The sequence below is a fragment of the Novosphingobium sp. AAP93 genome, assembly GCF_001296055.1.
Taxonomy (GTDB): domain Bacteria; phylum Pseudomonadota; class Alphaproteobacteria; order Sphingomonadales; family Sphingomonadaceae; genus Novosphingobium.
On record NZ_LJHZ01000098.1, the window covers coordinates 1 to 11,620 of the forward strand.

General features: G+C 65.7%; 8 protein-coding genes and 1 tRNA gene. 7 read left to right on the plus strand and 2 right to left on the minus strand.

All coding sequences use genetic code 11. From position 1 onward, the window contains the following. Nucleotides 1-241 precede the first annotated feature (241 nt). From IP83_RS14925 to IP83_RS14955, 7 genes are all read left to right on the plus strand, one after another. Complete coding sequence (locus IP83_RS14925) at nucleotides 242-742, plus strand: DUF4402 domain-containing protein (protein ID WP_156309743.1); 501 nt, start codon at nucleotides 242-244, stop codon at nucleotides 740-742. A 126-nt stretch (nucleotides 743-868) separates the two neighbouring features. Beyond that, nucleotides 869-1,351, plus strand: a complete 483-nt coding sequence (locus tag IP83_RS14930; RefSeq protein WP_197274391.1) for a DUF4402 domain-containing protein — start codon at nucleotides 869-871, stop codon at nucleotides 1,349-1,351. Nucleotides 1,352-1,513: 162 nt separating this feature from the next. Then, a complete protein-coding gene (locus tag IP83_RS14935; protein WP_156309745.1) occupies nucleotides 1,514-2,383 on the plus strand; it encodes a hypothetical protein in 870 nt (289 codons plus the stop codon). Next, on the plus strand, nucleotides 2,380-6,189 hold the full coding sequence (locus IP83_RS14940; RefSeq protein WP_156309746.1) for a hypothetical protein: 3,810 nt from the start codon (nucleotides 2,380-2,382) through the stop codon (nucleotides 6,187-6,189). Before IP83_RS14935 ends, IP83_RS14940 begins: the two co-directional genes overlap by 4 nt. A gap of 39 nt (nucleotides 6,190-6,228) precedes the next feature. Next, a complete protein-coding gene (locus IP83_RS14945; protein WP_082364738.1) occupies nucleotides 6,229-7,581 on the plus strand; it encodes an APC family permease in 1,353 nt (450 codons plus the stop codon). Nucleotides 7,582-7,838: 257 nt separating this feature from the next. Further along, nucleotides 7,839-7,914 (plus strand) — tRNA-Thr (locus tag IP83_RS14950). A 163-nt stretch (nucleotides 7,915-8,077) separates the two neighbouring features. Continuing rightward, nucleotides 8,078-9,352, plus strand: coding sequence for an integrase arm-type DNA-binding domain-containing protein (locus IP83_RS14955; RefSeq protein ID WP_054123032.1), 1,275 nt, complete (start codon nucleotides 8,078-8,080; stop codon nucleotides 9,350-9,352). An 80-nt stretch (nucleotides 9,353-9,432) separates the two neighbouring features. Here IP83_RS14955 and IP83_RS14960 read toward each other — a convergent pair whose 3' ends face one another. Together IP83_RS14960 and IP83_RS20335 are read right to left on the minus strand one after the other, a co-directional pair. Next, nucleotides 9,433-10,689 carry an AAA family ATPase gene (locus tag IP83_RS14960; RefSeq protein WP_082364739.1) on the minus strand — a complete coding sequence of 419 codons (1,257 nt, stop codon included), beginning with the start codon at nucleotides 10,687-10,689 and terminating at the stop codon, nucleotides 9,433-9,435. Between the two features lie 8 nt (nucleotides 10,690-10,697). Beyond that, nucleotides 10,698-11,620, minus strand: a 923-nt coding sequence (locus IP83_RS20335) for a toprim domain-containing protein (protein WP_231625067.1), incomplete at its 5' end; no start/stop codon positions are given.

Genomic DNA, 11,620 nt, shown 5'->3' on the forward strand with positions numbered 1-11,620 from the left:
TCACCATCGCCGCAACGTTCTGCTTCTGGCTCTGATCAATGAGTCCTGACCCTAGTTTATATTCCCATTATGAGACACTTTTTAAGTAAAAATGCGAATAACCACCCATTAACTGGCCCCGAATACGTACGACTACGTACCGAATAACGGCGATCCAGCCCGAGTTCGCAGTACCGCAGTTTATCGGACGTGTCGCAGCCCACGGGGGGAGGCGCCACGGCCTTCTTTCGGGAGCTTACACGTGAAGAAGATCATTCTCGCCTCGGCCATCGCGCTCGTTTCCGCCACCCCTGCCTTCGCCGCTTCGGGCAACACCTCGAGCGCCAACGGCACTGCCACCGCCACCATCGTCGAGCCCATCGTGCTGACCCACACCCCGGGCGCCGCGCTCGGCTTCGGCCGCTTCACCACCGGCACGGGTGGTTCGATCACCGTCTCGGCCGCCGGCGTCGGCACGGTCGGCGGCGACGTCGCCTTCGTCCCGGGTTCGACCAATGCGGCGGACGCTTTCGGCGTGACCGGCGATGCGGGCCGTGCGTTCTCGATCTCGACCGCTTCGGGCATTGTTACCGACCCGGTGAGCAGCACCACCATGAGCTTCACCACCACGCCCTCGGCCGTGGCCGGCACGCTGACCGGCGGCTCCGCCACCTTCACCGTCGGCGGCACGCTGACCGTGCTCGGCAGCGAACCGGCCGGTGCCTATACCGGTTCGTACAACGCGACCGTTACGTACAACTGATCGACCTGAGCCTGCCGGGGGCGTGCCGCAGCGGCAGCCCCCGGCCAGAGCCCTCTCGTTACACGGAAAACCTCGATGTTACCCGCCTCGCGATTCCTGTCCGGAATGGCGGCCATGGTCTGCGCCATGGCTTCCCTTGCCGGAACTGCGTTCGCAGCCCCGAGCAGCTCCACCGTGAGCGGCGCGGCGCAGGCGGTCATCCTCACGCCGTTGACCATAGCGCCGATCGATGCCCTGTCGTTCGGGCAGATCACGCGGCCGACCGCTGCGGGCACTGTGGTCCTTTCGCCCGCAGGCGCGATCACCACCACCGGCGGCGTCCTCACCGGCACCGCCATCGCGCAGACCACCCGGCGTGGCCCCGGCACTTTTGCGGTCGTGGGTGAAGCGGGCCGGGCCTTCAGCGTGGATCTGCCCACGGTCGTGATCCTGCGGCAGGGCACGCGCAACATGCGTCTCAGCGCGCTGCGCAGCAACTGGACGCCCGGCACCGTCTTCAGCGCGTCGCGGTCCTTCGCGCTATCGGTCGGCGCCACGCTCAACGTGGGCGCGAACCAGACGACCGGCACCTACACCGGCACCTATGCCGTAACTGTGACTTATCAGTAGTCCGCGATTGCCAGCGAATCAGGGATTCCCCATAAGGGCATTAACCTATTTCGCTGACCCGGGACGTACCTCTTGTTTATCTTCGGACATCGCGGCCTTGCGGCACAGCTGACGCCAGCCGCCCTCGCCCTCAGCCTAGCATTGACGATGCCTGCCGATGCCTTGGCCCAAGCCGCGGGCCAGGCTGAGGACGCACCTGACGCCCCTCCTGCTCCCGCGGCTCTGCCGGCCGGCGCGGTTGGCGGCATGGGCGATATCAACCTGTTTCCGAAGCGCGTGGTGATCGACGAGCGCACGCGCATCGCCAGCGTCGGGCTCTACAACCGCGCTGCGGCGGCGGGCGAGTATGAGATCACCGTCAGCGACATGGCGATGCAGCGCGACGGGCGGCTGGTCGAGCTCGCCTCGGTGCAGGACGCCGCCGCGCGCGATGCCGTCCACACCGCCAGCGGCTTCCTGCGCTGGTCGCCGCGTCATGTCGCGCTGCCCGCCAGCGAGGCGCAGATGGTGCGGATCATGGCGCGGGTCCCGCCCGAGCTGCCGCCCGGCGAGTACCGCTCGCATTTCACCGTCGTTTCGGTTCCGCCCGAAACCGGCGGTACCAGCATCGACGAGGCGGCAGGGGCGGAAACCAACAACGGCATCGGCGTGCGCATCGTGCCGCGCTTCGGCATCTCGATCCCGGTGATCGTGCGCGTGGGCGAAACGACACTCAACGCGGGCCTCAAGGACCTGAGACTGAACACCCAGCCGGGTGGCCCGACCGCGCTTGCGCTCACCATCACGCGCGAGGGCACGCGCTCGGCCTTCGGCGATATCACGATCACCGCACCCGGCGCCAAGAAGCCGGTAGCGGAGATCAAGGGCATCGGCGTCTACACCGAGATTGCCGAGCGCGCCGTGCAAGTCCTGATCGATCCGGCAACCGAGCCGCGCTTCCTCGCCAAAGGCACGCGCTGGACAGTGAGCTATGTCGATGACGACATGTCACCCGGCAAAGTGCTCGCGCGGCAGGAATTCATCGTGCCGTGAAGCAGCGCGGGGGGGACGATCGCGGATCCTCCACGTCGCTGCGGGTCGTGCTGGGCGCCACCCTCGCGCTCGCGGGCGATGCGGCGCGCCGTGAACTGACGGCGCCGGAGGGCCCTGCCCCCGATCCGGTGCGCGAAGCGAAGAAGGCGCAGCGGGCGGAAAAGCTGCCGGAGCCGCGCTTTGCTGCGGCCGAGACCAAGCTGGTTGAGGCCAAGCCCGGACGGAAGACCGGTGCGAAGCGCGAGCGCATAAAGCCTGCGGAAGCTCGACTGCCCTCGCCCAAGCTGGCCAAAGCCTTGCCGCTGCCTGAAAGTGCCGGTGTGCTTTCGCCGGAGTTCCGCGAGCCGATTGTGCCGGAACCCGCGCCATCAACCGTGCCAGTGGTCAAGCCAGAGGCGGCAACGTCCCTCGTGCCAAGGGTTGCGGAAGCCGTTTCGCCGCCGCCTGAACCGCCGCGGCCTGCTGCGCTGGCCGCAAACGATCCGCTGCCTGCACCGAGTTTCGGGCCTCCTGCGGCAGCAGCCCCGGCGCCGCCTGTGGCGCAGCCAGATGCGGTAACCACATCCCGTCAGCCCGTCGTCACGCCGCCTCTGCCAACCACGGCGCTCTCTTCGCCCGCCAAAGTCGCACCCGCCAAGGCAGCTGAGCCGCAAGAAGTGGCGACGGCACCTGTCTTGCGGCAAGAGGCGGTCGCCACGACGACAAACTTGGCAACCGTGGCTTCCGAACGCTCGCCTGAAGCCCCGAGTCCGCCTGCAACCGCCCTGGTCAGTGTGGCGCCACCAGCGGCAGCAGCGGTTGCTCCAGCATCGCCGCCCAAGCAGCCTGCACCAGAGCTGGCTGCGCCCCCCACACCGGTTACGCCGCCTCCGCCACCGGTGAAACTAGCCGAGGCGCTGCCGAGCCCCGCGTTTGGTGCGGCGGAGCCTCCGGCTGCCCGATCCGCCCAGCCCCCACCACCCACGCCGACGTCATCTCCCACGCGCCTTGCCTATGCACCGGCCACGCTGCCGCTGACCACCGTGGCGACCACCGCCATGCCTGCCCCGGCACCTTCGCCCAAACTCGCTGCGCCCAGATTTGCCGAAAGCCGCCGCGCGCTGCCCCAGCCTGCCTTTGGCACGCCCGCCGCAGCGCCAAAGCCTGCGCTTACCGCCTCGCCGCTGCGCGCCAATGTCACCGATCAGGCTGGACTCGGCGCGGCGACAAAGGCGCCGGTGATCAGCGAGGACGACGAGCTCATCCTCCAGATCGAGACCGCGCAGGGCGAGATGAGCGACACGATCGTCGCCTATGGCCTGCGCCAAGGGGTCTATCTGCCGCTTGGGGCGATGACCCGCTTCCTCGATCTGCCCATCGCGGTGAGCGATGACGGCCACTACGCCAACGGCTGGTTCCTCAACGAAAAGCGCACCGTGACGCTCAACTTGCGCGACGGGACGCTGGTGGTGGCAGGCAAGCCGGTCCCGCTCGGCAGGGGCGACGCAGTGGCGTTCGAGGGCGAACTATACCTCAAGGCGGAGCGCTTTTCCGACTTGTTTCCACTCGATCTCAAGGTCGATCTGCGCGCCCAGACGATAGCAGTGAAGACCCGCGAGCCCTTCCCCTTCGAGGAGCGGCTTGCCCGCGAAGCAGACCGCGAACGGCTGGCATCGCGCACCGGCAAGGAGGCCCCGGCACGTTTCCCGCGTGAGGAAACGCCGTGGCGCGCGCTCTCGGTTCCGGTGGGCGAGACCGAATTGCGCGCGCTCACCGACGACGATCTCGGCGCGCGGGTGGAGGCGGATGTGCGCCTCGCCGGCGATCTCGCCTTCATGACCGCGCGGGCCTTTGCCAGCGTCTCGAGCCGCGACGGGCTTACCGCCGCACGCCTCGAACTGGGCCGGCGCGATCCCGACGGCGATCTGCTCGGGCCCCTCAAGGCCACCGAATTCCAGCTCGGCGATGTCGCCACCGGCGCGCTCCCCGTGGGCCTGCGCGGTGTAACCGGGCGCGGCGCCTTCGTCACCAATGCACCGCTCGAACAGGCCTCGATCTTCGACTCCGTCGATCTGCGCGGCGATCTGCTCGATGGCTACGAAGTCGAGCTCTATCGCAACAACACGCTGATCGGATCGACCCGGACGCCCGTGAACGGCCAATATGCCTTCCTCCAAGTGCCGGTCGATTTCGGGCTCAACGTGTTCCGGCTCGTGTTCTACGGGCCGCAGGGCCAGCGCCGCGAAGTGGTGCGCCAGATCAGTGTCGGCGATGGCCGCCTCGCGCCCGGCCAGTTCGTCTACAGCCTGGCGGCCGCGCAGAAGGACATGAACCTGTTCGGCGTGCGCAGCCCGCGTTTCAGCCCTGCGCCCGATTTCGGCGCCTGGCGCGCGACGGCGGAGCTGGGCTACGGCATCTCTCGCGCGGTCACCGCAACGCTGGGCGCGGCATGGTGGGACAGCGGCGGCAAGCATCACTGGCTGGCGACCACCGGCCTCAGAAGCGGCATCGGTGCGACCGCGCTGCGGCTCGACCTGGGCCTGCAGGACGGCGGGGGCAGCACGGTCGAAGTGGGCTTCGGCGGCAAGCTTTTCGGGTTCAACTACAGCGTGAACCACGCCGAATACAGCGGCGGCGCAATCGACGAAGTGCGGGCGTTCACCGCCGATCCGCTGCGCCGGGCAAGCGAATTCAACCTCAACACCACACTGCGTTTCGGCTCCGGCCTCAATACGCGCGTCCTGCCGATCACCGGGCAGTTGCGCCGCATCGAATTTGCTGACGGCCGCCGGCAGACCGACGCAGCGCTTCGCGCGACGCTTCCGCTGGGCGGCGTGCTGCTGTCCAATACGTTCGACTACAACCGCGTGAGCGCAACGACCACGCCCGCGACCAGCCGCCTGCTTGGCAACTTCGATCTGGCCACGCTGTCGGGTTCGAAAATGCGCTACAGGGCCGGACTCGGCTATGCCATTCTGCCCACACCCAAGCTGCAGACCGTTACGCTCGAAGCCGACCGGCGCTTCGGGGAGAACATGCTGCTGCGCGGCGGCGTGACGCACACGCTGACCGACAACCAGACGACGCTCGGCCTCTCCGCGATCCGCCGGGTCGGTCCGGTCAACGTGGCGTTCGACGGGGCCTACGGCTTCCCCCGGCGTAACTTCTCGGTCGCGCTGCGGGTGGGCTTCAGCTTCGGGCGCAATCCACTCTCCGGCCACGCATTCCTAGCCCGCCCGGGCCTGACCAGCGGCGGCGCAGCGGCGGTGACCGCCTTTGCCGACGCCAACGCAAACGGCGTGCGCGATCCGGACGAAGGCCCCGTGGCCGGCGTCACGTTCCTTTCCGGCACGCACGAAAGCCGCACCGATGCAAAGGGCCGCGCGCTGATCCCCGGACTTGGTGACGGCGCGCGCGCGTCGCTGCGGGTGGACAGCGATTCCATGCCCGATATCGCGCTGGCCCCAGCGCGGCCGGGGATCGAGATCGTGCCGCGCCCGGGCCGCATCCACACCAGCGATTTTCCGATCGTGACCTTGAGCGACATCGAAGGCACCGCCTACTTCCGCGCCGCCACCGGCACCCGCGCCGTCTCGCGCCTGCAGCTGCGCCTGCTCCGCCGCGATGGCAGCCTGGCGGCAAGGGCACGCAGCGAATCCGACGGCTTCTTCCTGTTCGAGCGCCTTCCCGCAGGCGAATACCGTCTCGAGCTCGATCCGCAGCAGGCCGCCGCACTGAAGATCAGGCTCGAAGGGCCGGTCACGCTCACGCTTGGCGGCAAGTCGAGCGTGCTGCGCCAATCCATCACCGTCAAATCCGCCAACTGACCTTCCCTCGCCCCGGAAACCGGTTAGCTTTACCCCTCGATGAACTCCGCACCCGAACTCCCGCCGCACCACCAGCCCAAGCGCGTGCTGAGCACCACTGCCGCCGCCGCGGTCGTCATGGGAATGGTGATCGGCGCCGGGATCTTCCGCACGCCGCAGCTGGTCGCGCAGAGCCTCGGCGGCGAAGGTGCGCTGATGCTGGCCTGGGCGCTGGGCGGCGTCTTCGCGCTGATCGGTGCGCTTTGTTATGCCGAGCTTTCTGCAGCCTATCCCGACACCGGCGGCGACTACCGCTTCCTGCGCGAGGCGTTCGGCGGCGATGCGGCATGGCTGTTCGCCTGGTCGCGCTTTGCGGTGATCTTCTCCGCATCGGGCGCGCTGCTGGCATTCGTCGGAATCGACTACCTCGCCGAGCTGGTGCCGATGGGGACACTGACCCGCGCGCTTGTGGCGGGCGGCATGGTGATCCTGCTCACTGCGCTCAACTTGCGCGGCGTGCAGACGGGAACGCGCGCACAGATCGCGATGGTGGCGATGGATGTCGCGGCGCTGCTGGCGCTCGGCGGTGCGGCGCTGTGGCTGGCCTGGCAGGCGATCGCCCCGCAACAGGTGGCGACGGCCGCGATGCCCCCCGTCTCTCTCGCCGCCTTCGGGCAATCGATGGTGTTCATCATGCTGGCCTATGGCGGCTTCAACGATGCCTCCACGCTCTCCGCCGAAGTACGCTCCCCGCGCGACATGACGCGCGCCCTTTTCGGCGGCATGGTGCTGATCACCGCGCTCTACATGATCGCCAACTGGGCTTACGTGCGCGGCCTCGGCATGGCGGGACTTGCCAGCAGCGAAGCGCCCGCCGCCGCGCTGATGGCCCGCGCGTTCGGACCCGCGGGCGAGACGGCGATCGTGGTCTGCGTCGCCATCGCCGCGTTTTCGGTGCTCAACGCGCTGATCATCGTCGGTGGACGCACGCTCTACACCGCAGCAGAAGACGAACCCGCCCTTGCCGCCCTCGCGCAATGGGACCAGAGCAAGGGCGTGCCGCGCGCGGCGATACTCGTGCAGACGGCGGTGGAACTCGCGCTGATCGCGTGGGGCGCCGCTTCGGGCCGCGGATTCGCGACGATGGTCGATTACCTTTCGCCGATCTACTGGCTGTTCCTCACGATGAGCGGTCTCGCCGTCGTCATCCTGCGCCGCCGCCAGCCCGACGTGGAGCGCCCCTACAAGGTTCCGCTCTACCCGGTCCTGCCGCTGATCTTCGCCGCCGCCTGCGCGGGCGTGCTTTACAGTAGTGTGGTCTATGTCGGCTGGTCGGGCTGCCTGATCAGCTTCGGCATGCTCGCGATGGGTTTCGTGGTGCGCACGGCGCTTCGGCTGGCAGTCCGGCCCTGAGACACGTCAGGCACGGCCCGGAGAGCGGCCGCCGTGTTCGCCGGTTGGCCCAAAGAGCATCCGCACCGGTCGTCCAAACGTCGGCAAACTCTTCGCGACCTGTCCGGTCAAGCCGCATCGCAGTGGGTGGTGCAGGAGCTTTATCCGTTCCGTTTGCCCGAGGGCATGGCGGTAGAAAACCGAACCTACCGGAATGCACAAATGCCATTGCCTATCGCCGCCCCTCTGGCTAAAGCGCGCGCCTGCCCTCAAGGCAAGCCGCTTTAGCTCAGTCGGTAGAGCACATCATTCGTAATGATGGGGTCAGGTGTTCGAATCACCTAAGCGGCACCATTTCCTGCATCGCCGAACATCGCCAAAGGTTGCAGAAACCCCGGAAATCTGCCATTTATTGGGCTGGCCTAGTCGCCAAAGCCCGCCGAACCTCGTCGATGATCGGTTTTTCTGGGGGCCATGGTGGGGGCCATATTGCAACTGCTGAAAGGCGTGGCCCCCAATGGCACTTTCGATCACGACAATCCGCAACGCGAAGCCCAAAGCGAAACCCTACAAGCTGGCCGATGAGAAGGGCCTGTTTTTGCTGGTGCAGCCGTCTGGCGGGATGCTTTGGAGGATGAAGTATAGGGTCGATGGCCGCGATTCTGATGGTAACCCGAAGCGAGTAGAGAAGAAGCTGGGCTTGGGCACCTATCCCGAGGTGAGCTTGAAGGACGCACGTGAGCGTCGCGACGAGGCCCGGCGGCAATTGGCCAATGGCATCGATCCGGCTGAACAGAAGCGTCGAGATGTGCTGGCGTCTCGGGTCAGCGCGGCAAACACCTTCGCATCTGTGGCGGAAGCCTACGTCGCCAAGAACGAGCGAGACGGGCTCGCCGCCAATACGATCGTGAAGCGCCGTTGGTTCATTCGGCTACTGCAGAAGTCCCTTGGCCATCGCCCCATCACCGAGATCCAGCCGTTCGACGTCTTGGCGGCTGTACGCCCGTTCGAGGCTGCCAAGAACGACGAGAAAGCTCACCGCACGCTCCAGTTCATCGGCGGGGTCTTCCGCTTCGCGATCGCCAATCAACTCGCCACCTCGGACCCGACACGCGATCTGCGAGGAGCTTTGGCGAAGCGCAAGCCAAAGCATCACGCGGCCATCCTCGAGCCGAGGCGCGTTGGAGAGCTTCTGCGGGCGATCGATGAATACGAGGGACAGGGGCTACCGACGACCCGCACGGCATTGCAGTTGCTGCCCTACGTGTTCGTCCGCCCGGGCGAACTTCAAAGGGCCGAGTGGGCTGAAATCGATCTGGATGCTGCCGTCTGGCGTATCCCTGCAGCTCGCATGAAGGGCAGGCAGGAACATGTTGTGCCGCTGTCACGGCAGGCGGTGGCGCTTTTCAAGTACATGCAGGCGATAACGGGCGATGGTCGCTACGTCTTCCCGTCGATTCGAACACCGTTGAAGCCGATTTCCGAGAATACCATGAACGCCGCACTGCGGAGGCTGGGCTTCACGAAGGATGAAATGACCGCGCATGGCTTCCGCGCGGTGGCAAGCACACTCTTGAACGAGTCGGGCAAGTGGTCGCCCGACGCGATCGAGCGCGCGTTGGCCCACAAGGACAAGGACTCCATTCGGGCCGCCTATCATCGTGGAGCGCACTGGCAGGAACGTGTCGAAATGGCCCAATGGTGGGCCGACTACCTTGATGCGCTTCGCAGTGGGGCGGAGGTCCTGCAGTTTCCGCAGACGAAGAAGAGAGGGCGCTCAACTCGCGGTTAAACCACCACCACCACCTTCCCACCCCTATAAAGGGGTGGGGTGGTGGAGATGGTTCCGTGTGGTTCGGTCGCGTTACCAGATTAGCACCTCTCGGCGAGCCGCTTCTGTCCGCCACGGGAAAGCTCGGTGTAGGCGAACGGCTTGCCAGCAGTGATACAGGGCGAAGGACGCGACTTCCCAAAATCGCGATATTCAACCGCAAGTACACCAGTTGCGAGCCAAGTCTGCAGGATCCGCTTGATCCTCCTTGCATCCTTGCCGACATTCAGCCCCACGACGTCAGCGATGAGGTGTCCAATCCAGTCGGGCGACTGTGCGTCCTTGCGCCAATGCTTTTCGCTGAGGCGCTGCAAGACCAAATAGAGATCGTCATCGGTGACAGGATCGAACGCGGCGGGCTTTTCGAATGCAACTGCAACAGCAACGTTGTCAGAAGCTTCATCGGCATCGCCGTTGCCGATCTCTTCACCGACAAGCTTGATCCAAGTGTCGGCAGTGCCGGGGGACCGACTAGCCTTGCCCATTTCGACCTTGACGATCGAGCGGCGCTCCGTGGCATCAATGCCGACCTCGCTTGCTTCGTTCGCACTCAACTTGTTCAAGACGAGTACAACGCGAGCGGCATCGCGCAGTGCAACTGCACCACGCCCATCCTCTGCGGTTGCCTCCCGGCCACCAAGCTTCTTGGTGTGGTGAACGAGAACGACCGCGCAGCCGGTCTGATATGCCAGCCGCTTCCAACGCTTGACCATAAGATCGATGGCTTCGTTCGATGCCTCGCTCACGCGATGGCTGCTGATGAGCGGGTCGATGATGACTGCGCCAATGTCATTCTCGCGGATGGTCGCCTCAAGCTGGAGAAACACATCCTCCTTAAGATGCGGCTTTCCATCATCGTCGACGGCGACACAGATCGGCATGTCGAGCCCTGAGTTCAGATAAAGGCGGTCCTCGCATTCTGAGCGCCCAATGCCGTGATGAATGCAGGCGGCGACGACCTGCTTCTCCATCTCTTCCTGACTATCCTCAAGGTTATAGACCCAAACGCCCTTTGCTGCCTTGGGCTTCTGGCCAATGAGCGCCTTACCGCTAGCGAGTGAGAGGGCGATTGCGGTGGAGAGGGTCGACTTGCCAGTACCCCCCGGAGCAATGATCGCCGTGACCTCGCCAGCGAGGAGCCACTCGCCAAGCATCCACTGGCGGCGCGGCAGGGTCGAAGGATCCGGCCACCTGTAGCTCTTGGCCCGAATAGCGCGCTGGGACGTCAAAGCGTCCTGCACCACCTCAGGGGCACAAGAAGCAAGGTCAGCAGGACCATTGTCGTTGTCGTGGTTCATGGGTGTCCTCAGGAAGGCAGGGCGTTGTGAAGGATGGTGGCGGCGTCCGCGCGCGACAGGTCGGCGAAGTCCAGCTTCTCGATCGTCGGCTGATCAGCAGGAAGGGGCAGTGCCAGCCGCGCGTTTACCTCTGCAGCGACACGCCGCGCCGTTTCGGTTCCGCGTCCGCCGTCAGGAGCGCCGTCCCAGTCCGCTGCGATGATCATGGGCAGGCTGGCGGAGAGGCGGCGCATCGAGTGCGCGACAGCGGAGAGATTATCGACCGACATCGCGGCGACTACGGCCCAGCCGGTGGCCTCGTGGCATGCTGCAGCAGTCCCATAGCCCTCGGCAAGGACAAGCGGTCCTTCCGTCAGATCTCCCTTCAGAGAGCGCAGGTGGTGAGCCCAGAAAACGCCCGTCGTACGCCCCTTGGGAAGGAAGCGCTTGTCGCCGTCGTCGGTGATGAACTGCAGGTTCCAGAGGTGGTAGTCTTCATCGACCATGGGAATGACGAGCTGACGGCCCCTCTGACGGATTCCGAAGGGCTGCAGGTGCTTTTCTAAAAGGTAGGGGTGCGTATCGCTGGCCGGTGAAGCGCTGCCAAAGATCGCCCTGGCCTTGTCAGAAGCCGCCGCAGCGAGCCGCTGGCGCTCCGCCTCAGCCTCCCTGCGCTTGGCGCGCAGAGCCGACCGTTCGCTCAAGGTTAAAGGGCCGGATTCACCGTTGGCACGCCAAGTCTGACGCAGCCCTAAGCGATAGTTGCCGAACACGCCTGCGGGCCGTTCTCCAGCGAAGAACACGGCCCAGCCATTCCTCCGCTTGTCATCTGCGCTCTTGAACTGTTGATTGCCACTGAGAAGTGACCCGGGATTTCCATCGAGAATTGACCCGGGTGGATATGTGTCCCCCAGTGCGGGGGCAGGGTCAAGCGGGTGATTTGGCCTTTCGT

Bases quoted from the DNA above. Each gene is read 5' to 3' on its own strand.
- IP83_RS14945 (WP_082364738.1), top strand. From the start codon at position 6,229: ATGAACTCCGCACCCGAACTCCCGCCGCACCACCAGCCCAAGCGCGTG.
- IP83_RS14955 (WP_054123032.1), top strand. From the start codon at position 8,078: ATGGCACTTTCGATCACGACAATCCGCAACGCGAAGCCCAAAGCGAAA.
- IP83_RS14960 (WP_082364739.1), bottom strand. From the start codon at position 10,689: ATGAACCACGACAACGACAATGGTCCTGCTGACCTTGCTTCTTGTGCC.
- IP83_RS14930 (WP_197274391.1), top strand. From the start codon at position 869: ATGGCTTCCCTTGCCGGAACTGCGTTCGCAGCCCCGAGCAGCTCCACC.